The organism is Polyangiaceae bacterium (genome assembly GCA_016715885.1).
In the GTDB taxonomy this organism is placed as follows: Bacteria; Myxococcota_A; Polyangia; order Polyangiales; family Polyangiaceae; genus Polyangium.
Map to the genome: position 1 here is coordinate 736133 of JADJXL010000020.1, position 22103 is coordinate 758235.

The 22103-nt window shown below is 62.7% G+C and carries 21 protein-coding genes; 15 read left to right on the forward strand and 6 right to left on the reverse strand.

Annotation, left to right across the window (positions count from 1 at the left end; all coding sequences use genetic code 11):
• Positions 1–6: 6 nt before the first annotated feature.
• A complete protein-coding gene (locus tag IPM54_28375; GenBank protein MBK9263707.1) occupies positions 7–1386 on the reverse strand; it encodes a hypothetical protein in 1380 nt (459 codons plus the stop codon).
• Positions 1386–2681 carry a hypothetical protein gene (locus tag IPM54_28380; protein ID MBK9263708.1) on the reverse strand — a complete coding sequence of 432 codons (1296 nt, stop codon included), beginning with the start codon at positions 2679–2681 and terminating at the stop codon, positions 1386–1388. Before IPM54_28380 ends, IPM54_28375 begins: the two co-directional genes overlap by 1 nt.
• Positions 2682–2747: 66 nt before the next feature.
• Between IPM54_28380 and IPM54_28385 the strand changes: the two genes are divergently transcribed.
• From IPM54_28385 to tatC, 3 genes are read left to right on the forward strand one after another with little or no spacing between them, the layout of a single operon-like run.
• Positions 2748–3914 carry a radical SAM protein gene (locus IPM54_28385; protein MBK9263709.1) on the forward strand — a complete coding sequence of 389 codons (1167 nt, stop codon included), beginning with the start codon at positions 2748–2750 and terminating at the stop codon, positions 3912–3914.
• Positions 3915–3923: 9 nt separating this feature from the next.
• Entirely contained in the window at positions 3924–4490 is a 567-nt protein-coding gene (locus tag IPM54_28390; protein ID MBK9263710.1) for a hypothetical protein, read from the forward strand.
• Positions 4487–5359: a twin-arginine translocase subunit TatC gene (tatC, locus tag IPM54_28395; GenBank protein MBK9263711.1), complete on the forward strand. Its 873-nt coding sequence runs from the start codon at positions 4487–4489 to the stop codon at positions 5357–5359. The genes IPM54_28390 and tatC overlap by 4 nt, the downstream gene beginning before the upstream one ends.
• A 460-nt stretch (positions 5360–5819) precedes the next feature.
• Here tatC and IPM54_28400 read toward each other — a convergent pair whose 3' ends face one another.
• From IPM54_28400 to IPM54_28410, 3 genes are all read right to left on the reverse strand, one after another.
• Positions 5820–6257 carry a 23S rRNA (pseudouridine(1915)-N(3))-methyltransferase RlmH gene (locus tag IPM54_28400; protein MBK9263712.1) on the reverse strand — a complete coding sequence of 146 codons (438 nt, stop codon included), beginning with the start codon at positions 6255–6257 and terminating at the stop codon, positions 5820–5822.
• Positions 6258–6260: 3 nt separating this feature from the next.
• Positions 6261–6743 (reverse strand): ribosome silencing factor, encoded by a 483-nt coding sequence (rsfS, locus tag IPM54_28405; GenBank protein ID MBK9263713.1) that lies wholly within the window; start codon positions 6741–6743, stop codon positions 6261–6263.
• Positions 6744–7056: 313 nt separating this feature from the next.
• Complete coding sequence (locus tag IPM54_28410; GenBank protein ID MBK9263714.1) at positions 7057–8328, reverse strand: glutamate-5-semialdehyde dehydrogenase; 1272 nt, start codon at positions 8326–8328, stop codon at positions 7057–7059.
• Positions 8329–8386: 58 nt separating this feature from the next.
• Between IPM54_28410 and IPM54_28415 the strand changes: the two genes are divergently transcribed.
• The 6 genes from IPM54_28415 (at position 8387) to IPM54_28440 (ending at position 11676) form a co-directional block, all read left to right on the forward strand.
• On the forward strand, positions 8387–8722 hold the full coding sequence (locus IPM54_28415; protein ID MBK9263715.1) for a hypothetical protein: 336 nt from the start codon (positions 8387–8389) through the stop codon (positions 8720–8722).
• The gene (locus IPM54_28420; protein ID MBK9263716.1) at positions 8719–8940 is read left to right on the forward strand and encodes a hypothetical protein; all 222 of its coding nucleotides are present in this window, start codon (positions 8719–8721) and stop codon (positions 8938–8940) included. Before IPM54_28415 ends, IPM54_28420 begins: the two co-directional genes overlap by 4 nt.
• A gap of 22 nt (positions 8941–8962) precedes the next feature.
• Positions 8963–9478 (forward strand): hypothetical protein, encoded by a 516-nt coding sequence (locus tag IPM54_28425; protein MBK9263717.1) that lies wholly within the window; start codon positions 8963–8965, stop codon positions 9476–9478.
• A 39-nt stretch (positions 9479–9517) separates the two neighbouring features.
• Complete coding sequence (guaA, locus tag IPM54_28430; GenBank protein MBK9263718.1) at positions 9518–11077, forward strand: glutamine-hydrolyzing GMP synthase; 1560 nt, start codon at positions 9518–9520, stop codon at positions 11075–11077.
• Positions 11074–11430, forward strand: coding sequence for a PEGA domain-containing protein (locus IPM54_28435; GenBank protein MBK9263719.1), 357 nt, complete (start codon positions 11074–11076; stop codon positions 11428–11430). Before guaA ends, IPM54_28435 begins: the two co-directional genes overlap by 4 nt.
• A 78-nt stretch (positions 11431–11508) precedes the next feature.
• A complete protein-coding gene (locus tag IPM54_28440; GenBank protein MBK9263720.1) occupies positions 11509–11676 on the forward strand; it encodes a hypothetical protein in 168 nt (55 codons plus the stop codon).
• A gap of 130 nt (positions 11677–11806) precedes the next feature.
• On the opposite strand, the gene IPM54_28445 is transcribed toward IPM54_28440, so the two are convergent.
• Positions 11807–13117 carry a hypothetical protein gene (locus IPM54_28445; protein MBK9263721.1) on the reverse strand — a complete coding sequence of 437 codons (1311 nt, stop codon included), beginning with the start codon at positions 13115–13117 and terminating at the stop codon, positions 11807–11809.
• Positions 13118–13263: 146 nt separating this feature from the next.
• On the opposite strand from IPM54_28445, the gene IPM54_28450 reads away from it, so the two are divergent.
• The 6 genes from IPM54_28450 to gyrA all read left to right on the forward strand — a co-directional run bounded on the left by IPM54_28450 (position 13264) and on the right by gyrA (position 21928).
• Positions 13264–13911, forward strand: coding sequence for a hypothetical protein (locus IPM54_28450; GenBank protein ID MBK9263722.1), 648 nt, complete (start codon positions 13264–13266; stop codon positions 13909–13911).
• Between the two features lie 122 nt (positions 13912–14033).
• Positions 14034–15680, forward strand: a complete 1647-nt coding sequence (locus IPM54_28455; GenBank protein ID MBK9263723.1) for a serine/threonine protein kinase — start codon at positions 14034–14036, stop codon at positions 15678–15680.
• A 12-nt stretch (positions 15681–15692) separates the two neighbouring features.
• Positions 15693–16667, forward strand: a complete 975-nt coding sequence (locus tag IPM54_28460) for a hypothetical protein (GenBank protein ID MBK9263724.1) — start codon at positions 15693–15695, stop codon at positions 16665–16667.
• A gap of 15 nt (positions 16668–16682) precedes the next feature.
• The gene (locus tag IPM54_28465) at positions 16683–17882 is read left to right on the forward strand and encodes an alanyl-tRNA editing protein (GenBank protein ID MBK9263725.1); all 1200 of its coding nucleotides are present in this window, start codon (positions 16683–16685) and stop codon (positions 17880–17882) included.
• 85 nt (positions 17883–17967) lie between these two features.
• Positions 17968–19092 carry a hypothetical protein gene (locus IPM54_28470; protein MBK9263726.1) on the forward strand — a complete coding sequence of 375 codons (1125 nt, stop codon included), beginning with the start codon at positions 17968–17970 and terminating at the stop codon, positions 19090–19092.
• 199 nt (positions 19093–19291) lie between these two features.
• A complete protein-coding gene (gyrA, locus tag IPM54_28475; protein ID MBK9263727.1) occupies positions 19292–21928 on the forward strand; it encodes a DNA gyrase subunit A in 2637 nt (878 codons plus the stop codon).
• The last annotated feature ends 175 nt before the right edge of the window (positions 21929–22103 follow it).

The window sequence follows — 22103 nt, forward strand, 5'->3', positions numbered from 1 at the left end:
CTTTCGTCAGAAGGAGGCGGTGACCGTCGCGCCGCCGGCGATCATGAGGCCATCGGCGCGATAGTCGCCCACGAAGTCTGCCGCGCTCGCCTTGTACGTCACGCGTTCGGGCAGCACGGAAATCGCTGCATGTGCGTCGACGCGCAACGCACCTTGCATCACGGAAAACGGCGCGTTCAACACGACGCCCGTTCCCACCGAAAACGTGTGCCGATCGGCATCGACGAAGTTCGTGCGGCCCGTCTGAGGCGGCACGGGCGATGCCTCGTACGCGTATCCAACGCGCAGCGGAACCTCCACGGCTTTCGCCGGTTCGTCTCGGCCACTCACTTTACGTTCCGAGCCAAACCCGAGCATGTATTCGACGCCCAAACGAGGCACGAAGCGATCCTGAAATGCCGGCGGAACGACATCGATCGGTTTCGGATCCTCGGGCAGCTCGATGTTCACTCCAGGCGGCAGTTCCGCTTCGAGATGCGCGGTCGTCTTCGCCGTTGGACTTTCGTATGCGGACCAATCGACCCAACCGAGATCGAAGTTGGCGCGGAGTCGCTTGATCATTTGGAAAGAAAAGCCTGCGATGACTTGCTGCGGCTGAAACGCATCGATCGTGCGCGTCGCGAGCGCGTACGTGAGCGGCACGTCGACGCCGGCAAAGTCGACGACGCCCGCGAGGTTCGCTTCGAGGGCTAGATCGAGCTTGGTTTGTCCGCGGTACGCAACGCCCAAGTACCCAAGGCTCCCAAGCTTGAAACGCACTCCGGCAATCGGGTAACGGATCGACGTCAGGTCTGCATCGACTTCGTGCTCCAGTTGCGACTCGTGCGGCCGCAGCACATTGGCTTCGCCGCGAATGCCGAACCGACCACGCGTCGCTGCGAGAAACGCGAGACCTCCGCCGATTTCCAGCCACGGCAGCGGCCGAATTGCTACTTGGACCGTGAGAAACAGGATGGTCGGGCGATCGTTGTAGAGCTCCCACCGCGGCGTTTCTTGTCGCAACGCGCGAATCCGGGACAAACCATCATCCGGCAAGTACGTCGCGATCCCGAACGCAAACGGGAGCTTCCCGATGTGCCCGGGCGCGACGATGCCCGCGGTCAAACCGTGCACGTCGACGACGTCGTTGTCCTTGCCGTTGATACGCAAACGATTGTCCGCGTACATGTAGCCCACGGACAAACCCAGTCCTGGAGCTCCCATCAGCGATGCTGGGTTGTAGAAACATGCCGACGGATCGGGCGCATCCGCCGCAACGGCGCCTCCAAGCGCGGATGCGCGCGAACCAAAGCCATAGGTTCCCGGTGCGCTAGCAAGTGCGTCGGTTGCGCTACCCACGAGCGAGATCGCAGCAAAGCCCAGGGCAACAAAGAATGCGCGTGCCATCAGAAGCCCACCCCCACGGTCGCTGCGCCTGCAAAGACAAACCCGCTCGTACGCACTTCCGGCGCGCCGGGATTGTCCGGTGAAACGCCCGCCTCTTTCGTGTGCGTTTGCGGGTGAAGCACTTGCACTTGCGTGGCGACGTCGAAACGCAAACGCGGCATCGGAGGTTTCAGCTCGATGCCGTACCCAAGCCCGAAGACGCTCCGCGTGTTGTCGTACAAGTTTGCTTCTTTCGTCTGCTCTGGGGCCGGCGACATTTCGAGGAAGTAGCCCGCACGCAGCGTCATCGACACCGTGCGCGCAGGTTCGAGCACACGTTCCACGCCGATACGCGGCACGACGGTATTCGAGTAATTCACGGGCGCAGGCACGAGCGCTCCGCATGGCTCCGTCGCAGGTTCGCCCGTGTCGGGATCGATGTCCGGGCAACGCACGGTCGCTTCGATCGGCCCCGGATAAGCGCTCCAGCGCTTCATCGTCACGCCTGCAACGACGTGCCAAGGGCCCTTGATGCGCGCGACTTCCAGCGCGAACTGCATCGGATCGTACTGCGCAAGGCCCGAGATGTTCAGTGGTGGAACGACGATCTGCCCCAAGTCGCGCACATCGATCACCACGTTGAACCGCCCCGACAGCTCGCCGCGAAACGTCAGGCCTGCTCGATATCCTTTACGTTCGTACGATACGCCCACGAGCGGCCCATACGCAGCGACGAGCGTGTCGTCCACGGTCGTACCGATGCGACCCGATGCATCGGTTGCCACGAGCACCGAGCCTGTGAGCGCTGCGAGCGCTGCAAAGCCTGCGCCTACGCGAAAACCGTATCCAACGTCCACGCCGAGCGCGACTTGCACGGCAACGGATGCCGTTCGATCCGCGAGCAAGAACTGCGGCCTCTCGGGATACAAGATGCGGCCTCGAACAATCACGTCGAACGGCGTGAAATACCCGAGCCCCACGGTGACGCGATCCTTGAGGACGCCTCCGAACGGAACCGGCAACACGGCGCCAATGAAGCTTCCGGCGGTGGGGTGATAGTCGATTCGATCGGGCGCTCGCAGATCGAAGACGGATCCCAAAAATCCCAGGTTGAGCTCGCGTTGGCGCTCGGCGCTGAGCAGCGCAGGGTTTCCCCAAACGGCCTCGAATCCACGACCGAGCGCCGCGCCCGCGCCGCCCATGGCCATCGTGCGCGGGCCGAAGCCAAACACGTCTTCAGGCGATGCATGCGCGGGGCGCGCGACTGCGCACGCGAGCATGGCCGCTGCAATTGCGATGGCACGACGAACGAACATGCGGCCACGACGGTAGACCCAGTCGAGCCGGCCGTGGAAGAGCGAAGCGCCCGGCGTGCTCGATTCATGACGCTCCTTCCGCTAAGAAGGTTTCTTCCAGTGCCCATCGCCCTGCAAGCCACACTTCCGGACGAGCTCGCGCGGGTTTGCAACATCGAACTCGTGGATGCGCGGCGCATCGTGTCCATCGTGCATCGCACGGGGGGTTTGCCCGAGCGTGCGCCTGCAACGATTCGCCGCGTTGCGCTCGATGCAGCGCGAGCCGTGGGTCATGTGCCGACCATCGATGTGGAAGCGCGATCGGCGAGCTTGCAGGATCCGTTTGTCAAGTACGCATTTCGTTTGTCCGATGGTGCGGTCATCGAAACCGTACGCATTCCGCTCGAACAACCAGGCCGCTATTCCGTATGCGTGTCATCGCAAGTCGGCTGCGCGCTCGCGTGCGCGTTTTGCGCAACGGGCCGCATGGGCCTCGGGCGCAACCTCGAAACCTGGGAGATCATCGAACAGGTGCGTCGAGTCCGCACCGATCTTCGCGACGAACCTCCATCGAGCCTCGTCGAAGCGGGCATCAGGCCTCGCACGCACGGCGTACTTTTTCAGGGCATGGGCGAACCACTCGCCAACGTAGAGCGCGTCATCGCCGCGATTCGCGTGATGAGCGATCCCAGCGCCATGGCCATCGACATGCGCAACATCACCGTGTGCACGTCGGGTTTGCCCACGGGCATTCGTTTGCTCATGCGTGAAGTGCCCGGGGTTCGTCTCGGCCTATCGATGGGCTCGGCTCGGCCTTCTCGGCGAAGGTCGCTCATGCCCATCGACGACGCGCATCCGCTTGCCGAAGTTCTCGTTGCCGCGGGCGAGCACGCTCGTGCAACGCGCCATTCGCCGATGTTCGCTTACACGCTCCTCGCGAACGAGAACGACAGCGACGAAGATGCCATTGCGCTGGCCGATCTTTGCCGGTCTTTTGCGGAAACGAACGGTGTGCGCCCTCGGCTCAGCTTGATTCCGTACAATTCCATCGCGTCGGCCGGCGAGGTCGACCCGTTTTCGCCATCGACGCGGTTGGATGCCTTTCGGGCAGCGCTGCTCAGCAGGGGTGTTGGGGCGATCGTCCGCTATTCCGGGGGTGGAGACGTCGGTGCAGCCTGCGGGCAGCTTGCTCGGCCGCTCGTGAAAGAACGTCGCAAGCGGCATGCGGTGGATCCGGACACTGTGGCGCGCTAGTTTCGTCGCGTGTTCGGATTGAGCTTCGGCGAAGTCGCGCTGCTCGTCATCGTGGCCATTGTCGTGGTTGGGCCACGGCAATTGCCAAACATGATGCGAACGGCCGGCCAGTGGGTGTCGCGGATCCGCCGTATGAGCACCGATCTGCGTGCGCAAAGCGGCATTGATCAGCTCATGCGTGACGAGGGCATCGATCGGAGCATCCAGGAGATTCGGTCGCTCTCGAACATCAACGTTCTCGACGGGCTCGAACGCATCGCGCAGCCGACGGCCGCAGCTCCTACAGGTTCCGCTGCCGGTTCGGGCAACGCGGCCCCTGCCGATTCGAAATCGACCGCTCCGGTCGCAGCGCTCGCGGGCACTGCTTCCGCGGACAAACCCGCTACCTCCGACAAACCGGCTGGTAACGAACAACCTGCAAAAGCATCGCGCGAGCGTGAGTATCCGCTGCTCGGATGCGATTCTTACGGTGCGTTGCCGGATGATGCAGCTCCGTATGGGGCCGTTGCCACGTCCGATCCGATGACGATGGGAGTGGTGGCGGAGCCGAGCTCGGGAGGCGCTGCCCCGATATGAGCGCTACGACGCCGAAGGCTGGCGCTTCAGCTCCCAAACAAGAGCCGATCGACGAGGAGGATGGCGGCGCTCCCATGAGCTTTTGGGAGCATCTCGACGAGCTTCGCAAGCGTTTGACCGTTTGCATGATTGCGCTGCTCGTGGGCGCATTTGGGTCTTTCGCGTATGCGCCCAAGCTCCTGAACCTCATGACCGTCCCGTTTCAGACGGCATGGAAAGCGCAGGGGCTTGCGGGCGACGGCACGATGCACTTCAGCTCGCCCGGTGGTGGCGTCATTGCGTACATCAAGCTCTCGATGGTGGCGGGTCTAGCGTTTGCCGCGCCCATCATTTTTTACCAGCTCTGGTCGTTTGTCGCGCCGGGTTTGTACGCGCGTGAAAAGAAGTTCGTCATTCCGTTCGTTCTTCTTTCGACGCTGCTCTTCGTCGGCGGCGGACTATTTGCCTACACGACAGCGTTTCCTTTGACGTTCAACTATTTTTTGAGTTTGTCTGGGCCGCTCGGAGAAGGCGGAATCACCATCACGCCGACGGTGATGATGGGCGAGTACATCGACTTTTCGTTGCAGCTCATCCTTGCGTTCGGTGTGGTCTTCGAGCTGCCGCTGTTTTTGCTCTTCTTGTCAGTTGCAGGAATCGTCAATTATTTGCAGCTCATACGGTTTGCCCGGTGGTTCGTCCTGCTTTCGTTCGTCATTGCTGCCGTGTTCACGCCGCCCGACATGACGAGCCAGATCATCATGGCCGTGCCCATGATCGGGCTCTACATCATCTCGATTGGCCTGGCGTACATCTTCGGCAAACCACCGACACCCGAACAGCGTGAGGCGTATCGGCGGGCGAAGGAGCGGGACAAAAAGACTGGCTGACGGGGAATAAAACGGCGGTGGGCGGCGCCAAAGCGGCGGTGTGCCGCCACGAGCGGCGCCGCCCCCGCCAGGGGCCGCTCTACAGGGCCGAAGGCCATCCGCGGTCTCGCCCCGGTTCCGAAATTCGCGCGGCTGCCCCCCCCGGAACGGTGTTGGCCCCCCCCCGGCGCACCGACGCTCGGCAGGCCCCCAACGCCCCGACCCCCCCGCGCCCCCCCAGCACGAGCAGCGCGCCAGGCGGGCCGGGGGCCCCCCCAACTCACCCCAAAAGCCCCCCTCCCCGGAAACCCCCCCCCCGAACCCCCCCGGCAGGAAGCCGGGGATTTCAATATTATTAAGGTCGTCGCCTGAATTTTTCCGGCGCTTGCGGGGGGCCCCGCTGTTTGAGCCCGCGAAGCGGACGAGTTCGGGGTCCCGCAAGTGTCGGAAAGATTCGGGCGGCGACCGGGCTTGCACCAAACTAATGCGCGTAAGGCTCGCCCCGCAGAATCGTCATCGCTCGGTAAATCTGCTCGACCAGCACCAGTCGCGCGAGCCTGTGAGGAAAGGTCAGCGTCGACAAACTCCACCTATCGTGCGCTGCTTGCGAAATCGCTGCGGGGATCCCATCGGCCCCACCAATTAGAAACGCAACCGTCCCCTTCCCGCGTGAGCCTGCTCTTTCGAGCTCCCGCGCAAACGTCGGGCTATCGACCGCTCGGCCGTGAACTTCCAGCGCAATCGTCGTCGCCCCCTGCGTCTTTTGGCTGAACTTTTCAACGAGCCGGGCAGCCGGTGCGTCTTCGATTTCCACTTCATCGCACGAGACGAACCGACGCACTCGTCCGACGTATTCGTCGATGGCCGCGCGCAAGGGTTTGTCCTTCACGCGGCCCACTGCAACGATGACGATGCGCATCGCTCAGTCGCAGTCGACAGGCGATTCGTCGTCTTCCGCTTCAGCGACGTGTCCATCGCCCGCGGCCGCATGTGATGCTGTTTGTCCGGGCTCATCAGGCACCGACACCCGACTCGCGTCCATCCAAAGTCCTTCGATGTCGTACAATTGTCGCGCGTCCTCTTGGAAGACGTGAACCACGACATCGCCGTAATCGAGCAGCACCCACGTCGACTGCGTCATGCCCTCGATCGAGATCGGCGCGACCTTCTTCTTGCCCAGCTCTTCGTCGATGCCTTGCGCAATCGCGCTGACGTGCCGATCGCTGCGACCCGTCATGATGACGAGGAAGTCCGCGTAGTCGACGCGTCCCCGGACATCGATGACCTCGCAGTTGAGCGCCTTTTTCTCGAGGCCCGCCGCCACGATGTCAAGCGCCAGTTGACGCGCAGCGCTCGGCGTTTCCGGAGCCGTCTTGCGAGGTTGGGCTCGCTTGGGCGTTGCCAGCGGAGCCTTGCGCACGGCAGGACCGCGGCCAGACGGCCCGGGCCCCTTGCTTCGACCGATCGTCGTGCGGCGTGTCGCACCACCTTCCGCCGTGCTCGAGTGCGACGCGCGAAGCTTCGGCCGAGCGGCCTTCTTGCTTGCCGTCGAAACGGCAGTTTCGACCGCACGTCGCGGCGCGGGAGCATCCGAGCTTGCCGCTCGCGAGCGTTTCGTCGTCGTCGTTCGTTTTGCCGGAGCGGGCCGATCGCCCTGTTCGTCCGACCGCTTTCTCGTGACCAAATGTACCTCGCTGCCCCGACCAAGGGGCGAAACTTTACCGGGTGTGCCCCTCGCCAAACACGATCCACTTCCGGGCTGTCAGGCTTTCCAAACCCATGGGACCGTACGCGTGGAGCTTTGTCGTGGAAATGCCGATCTCGGCGCCTAGTCCTAGCTGCCCACCATCGTTGAATCGAGTCGACGCATTCACCAAAACGCAGCTCGCGTCCACTTCCCGCAAAAATCGTCGCGCCGTGGCCACGTCGTTCGTGCAGATCGCCTCGGTGTGTTGTGATCCGTATCGATCGATGTGGCCTACCGCTTCCTCGAACGAACCGACGATTCGTACGGCGAGGATCGGCGCCAGAAATTCGCGGCCAAAATCTTCGGGCGCGGCTGCTTTCACCGAAGGAAGCACCACACGCGTCGCCTCGTCACCGCGCAATTCCAATCCTTTGCTCGAGGCAAACTTGTTCAGTCGCATGAGGAACGTCAGCGCGATGTGTTGATGCACGATGACGCATTCGAGCGCGTTGCACACGCCTGGACGACTCAGCTTGCCGTTTTCCACGAGACGAAGCGCCATGTCGATGTCGGCGTGTTCGTCCACGAACAGGTGACAAACGCCCTTGTAGTGCTGAATCACGGGCACGCGGGCGTGTTCTGCGACGAATTGGATGAGCCCCTCTCCTCCGCGAGGAATCGCCAGGTCAATCATCCCTGACAAACCGACCAAGATCTTGATGTCTTCGCGATCCGTAGGCGGAATGATGATGACCCCATCCTCGGGCAAACCTGCCGAAACCAACGCCGCTCGGACGATGCTGCCGAGCTCTGCGTTCGATCGGGCAGCTTCTTTGCCACCGCGAAGGAGCGTTGCGTTGCCGCTCTTCAAGCAAAGAGCAGCGGAATCGACGGTCACGTTCGGCCGCGCTTCGTAGATCATCGCGATGACCCCGAGCGGGATGCGAACCTGCCCCACTTCGATGCCGCTCGGGCGCTGCTTCATGCCAAGCACTTCACCCACGGGATCGTCGAACGTTGCGATTTCGCGCACCGCCGCAGCCATCGCCGCGATGCGCGATGCATCGAGGTGCAGGCGATCGAGCATGGCTTCGGACAAACCCGCGGCGCGAGCAGCCTCGACGTCTTCTGCATTGGCTCGACGGAGCGCGGAATCATCGTTCGCAGCCGCTTCGAGGCCTTCCGCGATGGCGATGAGCGCTCGATCTTTCTGCGTTCGCGTGGCACGTGCGAGCACACGCGCTGCTGCTCGCGCGCGCACACAGAACTCCTTCAACCGGTCGCTCGATTCGTTGCTCTCCACAGGGGAGAAACCTAACGCGAGGCGGCGCAGCAGGCCAAGGACATGCTAGCGTACACACGTGCGAAGTCGCCTGCGCCCGTTCGCTCCTGCTGTGGTTTTCTTCGTCTCGTTCGCTGGCCTCGGATGCATCGGCGGCGACGAAGAAACGCCCGCTACCGCTGTTCCTACGACGACGGGCATTCCAATGGGTGCTCCTGGAGCGGTTGGCGCACACGTCGAGCCGCCCCCTCCGCCATCGCTTCCGCGCCCTCCACGCTCGGAAGGCGTCGAGCAAAAAATCAACCCCGGGACGGGACCGGAACCGGTCATTCCGCCAAGCCCCTTCGGCTCACCTCTGCACGACGAGCCGCCCTCGACCACCACGAAGAAGAAGCCGAAAGGCACGGCGTTATGAAGTTTGTCTGGGCACTTGCGACGACGGCGATGTTTTTCCTGGCCGCGTGCAGCGGTTCGCCTCGGCCCGCAGGCAAACCGCCGTCAGGTCCTCCCCCCGAATACGAACCGCCCCGCAGCTTCGAATTGCCGAAACCTGCGGGCGAAGAAGCCCCCGCACCTTCTGCACCTGAAGCGCCTGCACCTGCAGAGCAGCAGCCTGGCTCTGCTACCCCGTGACCGGCGTCATGGGGCAAATAATATGAGCACAAACGATCGAAGCTCGACGCGACGACGGCGCGACAAACGACTTTGCGCGCTCGTGCTGCTGTGCGGTTTGTCCGCCAGCACGTTCGCGTGTTCTCGAGCGACGACCGATCCGCCGCCGGCAGCTTCGGCAACCGCCGCACCCGAGCCACCTCCGCCTGCTACGCCGGCTGGCCCGGACGAACTCGCGCTCGTCGCGCCGCTCGTCGTTGGCAGCTCGCTGGGCGACTTCGAGGTGCGCGAAATTCAAGCCGTGCAGAGGGGCGTGCTCAACATCGTTTGTGCCAAGGGCCGATCCGTCGTTCACCTCTTCATCGCGCTCGCATCCGACAAAGGCCCCGAACCACCGGCCGAAGCGGGCAAGTACGCGATCTTCTACTCGCTACGGAAGGGCGATCCGTCCGATGCCGAGCGGCTGGCCAAAGCCTTGGCGGAGATTGTCGGAAAACATTCCGACGTTCCCGTTCCGAAAGGCATGACCGAGTTTGTCCCGGTACCCATTCCCATCTAGTGACCTAGCGACTCGACGAGAAAAGTGCTAGCGCGGCGCATGCTCACTGGCCGTCGGGACACGATCCTGATTCTGGATTTCGGTTCGCAATACACCCAGCTCATCGCACGCAGGATTCGCGAATCCTCCGTTTACTGCGAGGTTCACCGATACGACATCCCCATCGAGCGCATTCGAGCGATTGCGCCTCGGGGCATCGTTCTGTCGGGCGGTCCCGCGAGCGTTTATGGCGACGGCGCGCCGCGTTTGTCCCCGGATGTCCTCACGCAAGTGGGCGTGCCGATCCTGGGCATTTGTTACGGCATGCAGCTCATGTCGCAGCTTCTCGGCGGGCGCGTGGAACGAGGCTCCGAAGGTGAATACGGCCCAGCGCTCGTACGCGTTGCGCGCGCGGCCGGCGTCTTCGACAGATTCGCCGAGGGCGACGTGCTCGATGTGTGGATGAGCCACGGGGATCGCGTGGCCGAAGTGCCGCCTGGTTTTTCCACGCTCGGTACGACTGACACGACACCGTTTGCCGCCATCGCCGACGACGAACGTCGCATGTACGGCCTGCAGTTTCACCCCGAAGTCGTGCACACCAAGCGCGGCAAGGACTTGCTCGATGCGTTTCTCTTCGACGTGTGCGGACTCGAGCCCACGTGGACACCCGCATCGTTCGTCGATGAATCGATCGCAGCCATTCGCGACAAAGTTGGTCCGGACGCACGTGCCGTGTGTGGTTTGTCCGGGGGCGTCGATTCCTCGGTCGCGGCGGTGCTTTGTCACCGCGCGCTCGGGGATCGGCTCGTGTGCATCTTCGTCGACAACGGCCTCTTGCGTAAGGGCGAGGCTGAGCAGGTTGTACGGACGTTCAGCGAGCACCAGCATCTTCGCCTCGTACACGTCGATGCACGCAAGCAGTTCTTGGATGCTTTGGCAGGCGTCACGGACCCCGAGCAAAAGCGCAAAATCATCGGTCGCGTCTTCATCGAGGTCTTCGACGCCGAAGCCAAAAAGATCGACGACTGCCGCTTCTTGGTCCAGGGCACGCTTTATCCCGACGTCATCGAAAGCGTATCTGCGAAGGGGCCGAGCGCGGTCATCAAGAGTCACCACAACGTGGGTGGTTTGCCCGAGCGCATGAAGCTCGGCCTGGTCGAGCCGCTGCGGGAATTGTTCAAGGACGAAGTACGTGCGGTCGGAGCGACGATGGGCATTCCGCATCATCTGCTCTGGCGACACCCCTTCCCTGGCCCTGGATTGGCTGTGCGGTGCCTCGGCACCATCACTGAAGAACGACTCGCGGTCTTGCGTGAAGCGGATGCGATCTTCGAAGAGGAGCTGCGCGCAGCGGGTCAATACGAACGCGTGTGGCAAAGCTTTTGCGTGCTCTTGCCCGTGCGAACCGTGGGTGTGATGGGCGACGAGCGAACGTACGACGAGGTCATTGCGCTGCGTGCGGTCGAATCGAAGGACGGCATGACCGCGGATTGGGCTCGCATTCCTCACGAAGTTCTCGGCAAAACGAGCACTCGGATCATCAACGAGGTTCGTGGGGTCAATCGCGTCGTGTACGATGTGTCCTCCAAACCTCCTGCAACGATCGAGTGGGAATGAGCACCACCGCGACGAGCTCCAGCGTTCTCGAGGCTTTCCGACGACGTTTCTTTCGACAAACAGTCGTCGCGACGGCGTGCGTTTGTCTTGTCGCAACGGCGTGTGAGCCGACGCGACCCGCGACGGTGTCGCTTCGCGTCGCGGGTAACGTGCCCGACGCGCATGTCACGGTTGACGACCAGTATTTGGGCGCCTTGGCATACGTCGCCAAGAGGGGCGTGGCGCTGCCTCCGGGACAGCATCGGATCACCGTCGAAAAGACGGGATTTTTCGCATGGGACCGGGTTGTCGTGGCACGCGAGGGCGATCCGCCCATCAAGCTCGATGTCGTCCTGGTCGAGATTCCCGACTGAGCTAGCGCGTCCCAAGCGCAACAATCACTTGACTCTGCAAAACGATTCGCTACGGTCCCGCCCTTCCGAGGATCCGACATGGCCAACACCCCGAAGTGGAACATCCGTTTGCGTCACGAATGGCTTTCGACCCCGCTCAAGAAGAAGCGAATCAAGCGGGGCCAAAAGGCCCGCATTGGTCTTCTCGATGCCGAGGCGCGTAAGAAGAAGCCCGAAGCTCCGGCGAAGACGGAACAGCAGGGCTGACGGATTGCCGCGGATGATCCGCGGCTTTACGACAGAGTCCTTTCGCTCGCAATTCACGCACCCCTCGTCCCCTCTCCAACTTCGCTACGTGGAGAGGGGAATTTGCGTTCTTGCGAATTTCCTTGCCACTTCAGCGTGGCGTACGTCCCGAAAACCAGTCTCGGTAGTGCTGAAACAGTTTGGCGTACCGAACGTACGAGTCGCGGTCCGACGAAAACCGTCGTTGCCATGCATCGTCTTCGGCTGCGTGCGCGGTGTCCGTAAATCCGTAGCGCTCGCGAATTTCCGCGACGGACGCGGGTTTGACCGCGATCTCCGCGGCAAACGCTGCGTACACATCGAGCGTCAGCCGCGGGCCTGATGCGGTTGCGGTAAAACCCGCCAGGGCAAGTGGCGGCCCCGCAGGCTTTGGAGGCGCTGCATATCCCGGCGATGACGGAGCGCCGCCTTGCGCTGCGATCGCCTGAGCCGTGAGCGGCAACGTCGCGGGGTATCCGCCATAGGACGGCGTTGCTCCTGGAGGCGGAGGTTGCGGATACTGCATCGAAGACGCCATCGGAGCTGCGGGATACCCTGCCGCAGACGGCGAGCGAAAAGGCGCCGATGGAGCCGGTGCCGGGACCGGTTGGCCAGGCACCGAAGGCGCAGGCTGCATCTGCGCTGGAAACGGCAGCGCAGGACGCGAAGGCACGGGCTGAGGTGGATCGGTTTTTCGATCGGCAACCGCTTCCGAGGCTGCTCGTGCCATGTCATCCGGAATGAAGTCCGACCGCGGACGCATCGGCGGGGTCGGTTCTGGCGTGCGCAAAGGTCTTGGTGGCGGAATGTCTGCAAGAGTCGGCGCGGGCATGCCCATGGGCGGCGTCAGCTCGGCATTCGTCTGCGGTTTTGCGAGCCGCGGATCAGCGGGCTTCGGTGCACTGACGCCCATCGGCGGCGTCGCTGACGGCGGCACGTCATCGATCCGCTTTGGTGCAATGACGCCCATCGGCGGCGTGGCCGATGGCGGTGCGGCGTCCTTTGGGTTTGGCGCGGTGACGCCCATCGGTGGCGTCGTCGAGAGAGGCGTCGCGTCGGCGTTCTTTACGTCGGCGGGCATCTCTGTCGGTGACCGTGGCGTCGGATCGGGCGCCATGATGACGGTGCCCATCGGCGCCCGATGCGTCGGGGGATCCTCCAATTCTCCGGGCGGAGGACTTGCCTGGTGAACCGGGGCGCGATCCTTTCGTTTGCGCGCGTGAAACGCCGTAAGGTAGCGTTCTTCGAGCGTTTTTCGCTCGGCTTCGGGCCCGTTCGACATGCGCCCCATCCACATGTCGCGGCTGCGTTCCCAGGTGCTTTCGACGAGCCCCTCGGACCGGAGCACATCAGCTAGCGGCCTTCCTGCCTCCACGTCCGCGCAGAGTGCAGCGAACAGCTCGAGCTCGATCTCCGGTTCCATCCGCATCGGGTGCTGCCGCGGGGCGCAGCGTGACGATACGCCGCATCAGAACGCCGGTCGAGGGTGCGAAGCAGTTTTTCGGCATGCCCTGAACGCTTGGGCTTGCACCTCCCCCGGTAAAGCGTGGTACTAACGCAACAACAACAATGAACTCGACCATTCGTACCTTCCTCGGTCTTGCCCTCCTCGCCGCCCCGTTTGCAACTGGATGCGCCCGCACTGCGCCTTTTGATCAGATGGATCAGGCTCAGATCACGGTCATGCGGTTGACCACGCCGCCGCCCGTTGCGCAGCCTTCGCCAGTCACGGGCCAACCCGGCTTCCCCGGCTTGCCCATTCCTCCCGAGCTTCAAGCTGGAGCAACGGCAGTTCTGCAGGGCGCGCAAGCCGCTGGCATTCCCATTCCGCCCGGTTTGATTCCGGGGCAACCCGGGCCGGTCCAAACGGCGCCGACGCAACCTCCGCCGCCCATGTTCAATGGCCTTGCGATCGTCGCGAGCGTTCCTCTGTCGAACGAAGACATGAAGAACGACCTCCTCGATGTGTTCGGCAAAGAGGACAGCTTCCAAGATGCTCCGCCCTCCCAATGCCCCACGGCGCCGGGCATGGGCATCTCGATGGTTCGTCCGGGTCAACCCAACGTCGACCTTCTCGTGTCGTTTAGCTGCAGCAAAGCGTTTGGCGTTGGTTTTCCCTGGCCATACAAGAAGGACACGCTCACGACCGAGTCGACGCAGAAGCTGGGCCAGATCCATCAGGCACTCTTCGGCGTTCCCGTCGCGCCCGGTTCTTGATCGTCCCGCCCGAGACGCGCATCTGCGCGCATCGCAGCTTCACTAATTACACGTCCAAGCATCACCAGTGCTAGAATCGGTCGAGCGGATGTGCGCCCGATGCGGGCATCTCGCGCTCTTCCATGACCCAACCCGAAAAGCTTTCGCCCGGAATGGTGCTCGGTCGTTACGAGCTGCTCTTGCCCATTGCGCAAGGTGGCATGGCGACCGTTTGGGCTGCGCGGCAAAAAGGCTCACGCGGCTTCCAAAAAACCGTCGCGATCAAGACGATGCTTCCGGCGCTCTCGGACGATCCCCAGTTCGAGCAGATGTTCCTCGACGAAGCGTCGCTCGCGTCGCGCATTCATCATCCGAACGTCGCCGAGATCCTCGATGTCGGCGAGCAAGACGACGTCATCTACATCGTCATGGAATGGGTCGACGGTGAAGCACTCAGCGTGCTCACGAAAACGTCGAAGAAAAACAACGTCACGTTTCCTCAGCGCATAGCTCTGCGCATCGTTCGTCAAGCGTGCAGTGGGCTGCATGCAGCGCACGAGCTGCGTGACGAAAACGATCAATCGCTGGACCTCGTGCACCGAGATGTTTCACCTCAAAACATTCTCGTTTCGTACGACGGCATCGTGAAGATGGTCGACTTCGGCGTGGCCAAAGCGCTGGGTCGAGCAGGTGGAGAAACGACCGCCGGGCAGCTCAAGGGCAAAGTCCCGTACATGTCCCCCGAGCAAGCGCTCGGAAAGAAAATCGATCGTCGCACCGACGTCTTCGCGATGGGGATCGTGCTGTATCGCCTGACGACCGGCCTGCATCCGTTCCTCGGCGAATCCGACATCGTGACGATGAAAAACATCATCTCGCGTCCGGTCCTTCCGCCGCGCATGAAAAACCCGAACTTCCCTGCCGAGCTCGAGCGCGTGCTTTTGACGTGCCTGAAGAAAGACGCCAACGAGCGATATCAAACCATGCTCGAGCTCGATGCGGCCATCGAGCGAGTGCTCGCAATCGCGGGTGCTTCCGTGGTCGACGACGACATCGGAGCGTTTGTCCGGACCGTCATGGGCGACCGCGGGCAGAAGCGTCGAGGAGCGCTCCGCGATGCCATTCGAACAGCGGACGAGCGAGCTGCAGGGATCGCGGCGGCGCCGCATTCGGGTTCGCCGATGATGCACGAAGGCGTGACGGACATCGCGCTCACGGGCATCAAGACAGGATTGACCGCGTACTCGGCGAACCTCAACTCCATGGCTCCGCAGTCGGTCATTCCGCCGTCTCCCGAAGAAGCGACCGGCGCAAGCATCGCACACGGCATGCCCGGCTCGATGCTGCCATCCGAGCCGTACGCATTGCCACGCGAGAAAGGTCGTACGGGCTTGATTGTCGCCCTTGGCGCCATCGGTATCCTCGCGCTTGGTGGGACCGTTTTCGCTTTCCGCAATTCAGCTCCTCAGCCACCTGCGCCCAATGCTGCTACGGGCGACGGCGTTCCGAGTGCAACACCGGCCCCAACGCCTCCGCCCCCGGCAGCAACTCCGACGGAAACTGCATCCGCTGCGCCCGTTGCGGATCAAGTCGCCTCGGCCGCTCCGTCGAGCACGGCGCTCGACATCAACGAGCTGCCCTCCGCCGATACGAAGACCGACACGAAAAAAACGGCGAGCACCAAGAAAAGCGGCGGCGGTCCGACCACGACGACCACGAAGGCCGCACCGACAACCACCTCGACAACCAAGAAAACTTGGGTACCGACAGTTCAGAACCCTGGCTTCTGAACCGCGGCGCACATGACGAAATCTTTGGGTGATCTAGGCATCGTCGTTCTTTGCGGCTTCGTCGTCACGGCTGCGGCCATCCAAAGCGCGGGTGATACGCAGCAAGCGCCGCAGTCGCCCATGCAGCAGCCCGCTACGCCGATGGCTCCGCTCCCACAAGGAGCCACGGAAAAACCCTTCGTCGTCGAAACGATTCCCACCGGCGGCTGCGACTTCCCAGAACCAACCACGGCCGACTACCTCGATGCGCGCACGTTGCCCCTCGGCAAGGTGCTCATCCCTGCCCGCATCACCCTTCCGCCCGACGGTGGCTACGACCTGCTCGTCCACTTCCACGGCGCCGAGCCCGTGCGCAAACTCCTCACGCCGCTGGGCCTCGGCATCGTCATCGGCGTCTTCGACATCGGCACGCTTTCTGGCGGCTACGACCGAGCCTTCGCTTCTCCCGGCACGTTCGACTCCATGCTCTCATCGATCAGCCGCGAGGTGTCCGTCGAGACAAACCATCCCGCCGCTCGCCCTCGAAGCATCATCCTCACTTCATGGAGCGCTGGTTACGGCGCGATCCGTCGCATCATCGCTCCGGGCCGCGACGACATCGATGCCGTCGTCCTCATCGATTCGCTCTACGCGAGTCACGCGACGGGCACGGTAGAACCGGATCCTGCCGAGCTTGCTCCATTCGCCGCGCTCGCTCGTTCGGCTTCGCGTGGCGGTCCCGTATTCGTCGTCACCCACTCATCCGTTCAGACGAGCGGCTACGCATCGACCGTCGACACCGCGACGTTCCTTTTGCAAGACGTCGGCCTCGATGCGGCAATGGACACGCCTCCCGAGGCGGATCCGTTCGGCCTCATCCGCGCACGAGATCGCAATCACTTCTTCGTACGCGGGTATGCCGGCGGTGATGCAGCGGCGCATTGTGCGCAGCTCAGGCTCTTGCCCGATATCCTTCGCCGCCAAATCATCCCATCGCTCACTCAGTAGGAGACACTGCTGCCCGTGGCCTCTCCCCGTTCCATCGAGCTGTACCACGACGATTCGCTTTTACTCACGTTCCGTGCACGCGTCGTCGAGCACGCCGCGTTCGGGGACAAACCCAGCATCATCCTCGATCGCACCGCGTTTTATCCGGAGTCTGGCGGGCAAATGGCCGATCGCGGTACGCTTGGTGGTGCAAGCATCCTCGACGTGATGCTCGACGATGCCGGACGCATTCATCACGTGCTCGAAGGCGCGCTGCCGCCCGTGGGCGGCGTCGTCGAAGGCGTGGTCGACAAGGCTCGACGCCGCATTCACATGGCCCAGCACACGGGACAGCACATGCTTTCGCGAGCGCTCACGGACATCGCCCGCGCGGAGACCGTCTCCTCGCGCCTTGGGGAAAGCGCCTGCACCATCGACCTCGATGTCCCCACGCTCGATGAACGAGCCGCCGCGCAGGCCGAGGATCTCGTCAACTCGCTCATCGACGACGACGTCCCCGTTCGCGCGTTTTTTCCTTCACCCGAAGAGCTACGAGCGTTGCCTTTGCGACGTCAACCAAAGGTGATCGACAACGTGCGCGTCGTGGCCATTGGTGACTTCGACGTCTCGCCTTGTGGCGGAACGCATTGCACGCACGCATCGCAGGTCGGGTTTGTCCGTATCGAATCCGTCGAACGGTACAAGGGAAACGCGCGCATCGTTTTTTCGGCTGGACCTCGAGCACGGCGCAACGTCGGTCGCGAGGCCGCCATCACGCGATCGCTCGCGCGCGAATTCACGTGCGGCACCGACGATGTACCCGCTGGCCTCGACAAACTCCGCCGCGAGCTTGCCGATGCCCGCGAAACGCTCGGTCGCGTGCGGTTGCGTGTCGCGTCGTCCATCGCGGACGACTTCGTGCGCCGAGCCGATGGTCGTGCCGTCGTCGGTGTCGTCGATGATGCGTCGCTCGAGCTCGTTCGAGCCGTCGCGGCGCGCATCACCGCGCACGGCGATCGCGTGGCCATGCTGTCGGGCGCATCCGATGGAGGCACCATCGTGCTCGTCGCGCGCGGCCCGGACAGCTCGTTCGACTGCGGCGCGTTCTTGAAGCGCGTGGCAGCTTCCGCAGGTGGTCGAGGTGGTGGCCGTCCCGAACGCGCCGAGGGCCGTTTGCCTTCGAGCATCGATTGGCCTTCGCTCGTGGCGCGAGCGCTCGAGCAGACGCCCGTGTGACGTGCGCAGTCGAGCTCGTTCCGCGTGCTTTCGCCTGGCAACCAGGTCCCGCATCAGCTACGCCCGGCGCATGCGTCGAATGGGCATGGCCTCGCTTGTGTTGTCCGCTTTTTCCGCACTCGGCTGCGAAGCTTCCTCGGACTCCTCGTTGCTCACAGGCGCCGGGGCCGTGACGAGCATCTTCGTCGACGCGTCGTTCTTCATGGGCGACGTGCCTTGCGCGGCCGTACCGGGCGCCATGCAGAGCTACGTTGCGCATATCTACGACGTCACGTCGCAACAGCCCGTTGCTTTGCCTGCGGCGCCGCCGGTGTCGTGCTCCGCCGGCGTCACGTTTCGCCAGGTCGTCGTAGGTCGCAAATACCGCATCAAAATCGATGGCTACGACGTGGCTCCCTCGGACCTCGTTCCTCTCGGCGGAGCTTCCTCGGGCAGCCGCACGATGCTGCGTCGAAGCAATCCCGACGCGGGCCCCGTCACGCCGCTCTGGACGACGCACTGCAAGGACGTCGACACCGTGCAAGACACGCGTGTCGGCGCGACCGAATGCGAACCATTGACTCCTGCCCCAACGGCAACCGGAATCACGGTCGATCCTCGAGTTGCGCTGAAGCCAGCAACGCCTTCGCTCGCGTGCAAGGAGTATCTCATCGACCCCATGGGCAACCCTGTCGAGACGGGTGACGTACATGCTTTCGATGTTCGTCCCGACGACCCGAGTTTGCCCGCGCTCTTGAACCTGCCGTGTATCGAGGGCGGCGCGGCGCCTCCTGCGTTTCTCCAGGGTGTTACGGCTGGACAAACCTACGGATTCCGCGTCGAAGCGCGGGCATCTGCGGGAGGCCCCGTGAAGTGGGGTACGTCGTGTTTTGCCGAGGCCAAGGAGGGGCTCGTGGTGAATGCCACGTGTGATCCGCTGACGTCCGACGGCGCGATGGAGATCGTGCTTGCCGGGCTGCTTGGGCCAGACACCTGTAGTGATGCAAACGTTGTCACGTACGACGCGTCGTATGCGGGACCACCCCCAAAATCGGTAAAGCCGGTACTGGGTGTGGATTGCGCGAAATCGGTGCGGTTTACGCTCGAGCCTGGCATGCACACGGTCGCGGTCGTGGGCTACCGCAAGGGTGGAGACGTGGCGCTCGAGGCAGCTTGCACGGCGGTGGTCGAGCCTGGCACCGTAACCGTTGCTACATGTACGCTGCTTTGACGGCGAGCTGATCGCTTGGCCGCTGTTCGGGACGCGTCCGGCTTTTTGTTCTCGACGCCTCCCCTGAACATTTGGCGTTTTTACCGTTCAAACCCTTTGCAGAATGGTCATCGGTGGACTACCTGAGAGCGTTCCACAGGCGGCGTGAATGATGCCTCTTTCCCGGCTTCGCTAGCGCCGAATTTCTTCGAAGAGCGGTATGGAAGACAGTTCGACCGTCCAGCAGAAAATCCCCGTCAGCATTCAGGACGAGCTGCGCAACAGTTACCTCGATTACGCCATGAGCGTAATCATCGGTCGCGCCATCCCCGACGTTCGCGACGGCCTCAAGCCCGTGCATCGCCGCATCCTTTACTCGATGCACGAGCAGCACATTGGCCCGGGCGGGTCGCACAAAAAGTGTGCCCGCGTCGTCGGTGATGTGCTCGGTAAGTACCATCCGCACGGGGATCTTGCCGTCTACGACGCGCTCGTCCGGATGGCGCAATCGTTCAGTCTGCGCAATCCGCTCATCGACGGCCAAGGCAACTACGGTTCGGTCGATGGCGATTCGCCGGCGGCGATGCGTTACACCGAAGCTCGTCTGTCGCGTATCGCGACCGAGCTTCTTGGCGACATCGAGAAGGAGACCGTCGACTTTGCGCCGAACTACGACGATTCGGAGCAAGAGCCCACGGTTCTGCCTGCCAAGTTCCCGCAGCTTTTGGTCAACGGTTCGGGCGGTATTGCGGTCGGCATGGCGACGAACATTCCGCCGCACAACCTGCGTGAAATCATCGAAGCGACGGAGCTTTTGATTCGCAATCCGCACGCGACGCTCGAAGAGTTGATGGTGCACGTCAAGGGGCCGGATTTCCCGACGGCCGGGCTCATTTACGGCAAGAGCGGCATCGAGCAGGCGTATCGCACCGGGCGCGGGCAAATCGTCATGCGTGGCCGGTGCATCGTCGAAAAGACGCTGAAGGGCGATCGCGAAGCGATCATCATCACGGAGATCCCGTATCAGGTCAACAAGGCCAAGCTCGTCGCGAAAATTGCCGAATGCGTCAAGGAAAAGCGCATCGAGGGCATTTCCGAAGTTCGCGACGAAAGCGATCGCGAAGGCATGCGGATCGTCGTCGAGCTGAAGAAGGACGTATTTCCGCAGGTCGTCCAAAATCAACTGTATCGGTTGACGGACCTTCAATCCACGTTCGGCGTCATCAATCTATCGATTGCCAACGGCAGGCCGGCGGTACTTTCGCTGAAGGACACGCTGGCGCACTTCATCGAGCATCGGCGGGAAGTCGTCACGCGGCGCACGCGCTACGAGCTCAATCAGGCCGAAGCGCAGCGGGAGCTGGTCGAAGGTCTCGGCATGGCGACGACGGACGTCGACATCATCGTGTCGACGATTCGTTCCTCGCGCGATCCCGAAGAAGCCAGGGCGCGGCTCGAAAAATTGCCATTGCGCGGGCTGGGTGATTTCTTGCGCCGAGCTGGGCGTCCGGAAACCGAATGCGAGGCGGCGGATGCGCGCGGCGATTATTACTTGTCCGAGCGGCAGTCGAAGGCGATTTTGGAAATGCGCCTGTCGCGCCTCACGGGGCTCGAAAGGGAAAAGCTCGCCCGCGAATATGGTGCGTTGTCCGAAGAAATCGCGCGGCTTTCGGGCATTTTGGCCGACGAAGGCAAGCTGCTCGACGTGATCATCGGCGAGCTCGAGGACATCAAGACGCGATTTGGCGACGAGCGGCGGACGGAAATCGTTCCGGCGGAAGCCGAGATTCAGGTCGAGGATCTCATCCAAGAAGAGGACATGGTCGTCACCATTTCCCACTTGGGCTACGTCAAGCGGACGCCGGTGACGACGTATCGCGCGCAAAAACGCGGTGGAAAAGGCACGCTGGGCATGGAGGCGCGGGACGAGGACTGGGTGAACCAGCTCTTCGTTGCGTCCACACATAGCTACGTGTTTTTCTTCAGCGAAAAAGGCAAAGTGTACGTCAAGAAGGTCTACGAGATCCCTCTTGCGGCACGAAATGCCAAGGGCCGTGCCATCGTCAACTTCGTCGGCATGGAGCCGGGCGAAAAGGTCGCGGCCATTTGCCCCGTCACGAAGATCGAGCCTGGCTGGTTCGTCGTGACGCTCACGCGGCGCGGGCAAATCAAAAAGACGGCGCTCGAAGAATACGAAAACTTCCGCGACAAAGGCATCATCGGCGTCCGCATCGAAGAAGACGATCAGCTTCTTTCCGCGGCCATTACCGACGGCAAAGCAGAATTCCTCATTGCCACGCAAAAAGGCATGTCGATTCGCTTCTCCGAAGAAGAAGTGCGGGCGACGGGGCGCGCGACGATGGGCGTAAAGGGCATCGAGCTCAACGAGGGCGATGTCGTCGTCGGATTGTGCGTCGCGGGCAGTGAGCGAGATCGTGTGCTCGCCGTTTGCGAACGTGGTTATGGCAAACAAACGGCGCTCGATGAATTCCGTCTCCAAAGCCGCGGCGGCAAGGGCGTCATTCTCATCGATGCCAGCGAGCGTAATGGTCCCGTCGTGGGCGTGGCGATGGTTTGTCCGTCCGATCAAATCATGCTCGTGACCGATCGCGGACAAACGCTACGCACGCGTGCTTCGGAAATTCGCGAAACCGGCCGTAACGCCCAAGGCGTGCGCCTCATGAACGTCGACGACGGCGAGCGAGTCGTCGCGATCGAAGCGTTTGCCGAAGCCGAAGAATCCACGGGATCGACTGCGCCTCCGCCGCCGGATCCCAATGGCACCGTCATTACCATGCCCGATCCGTCCACTACGAATGGGACGAGTCACGGCAATGGGAGTGATTTGCCGAACTGAATACCGGGCCTGCGTTTGTGAGACCGTCTCAAAACTCGGAACGCGTATCCTCGCCCAGCCCCGCGCGGGGTTGAAACCCCGCGCTACACGACAAGAAGTCCTCGCGCTACCGCGCTCGGACTGACGTCATGGCTGCATGGCGATGCCTGCAATCTATGCGAAATGGTTGAGGATT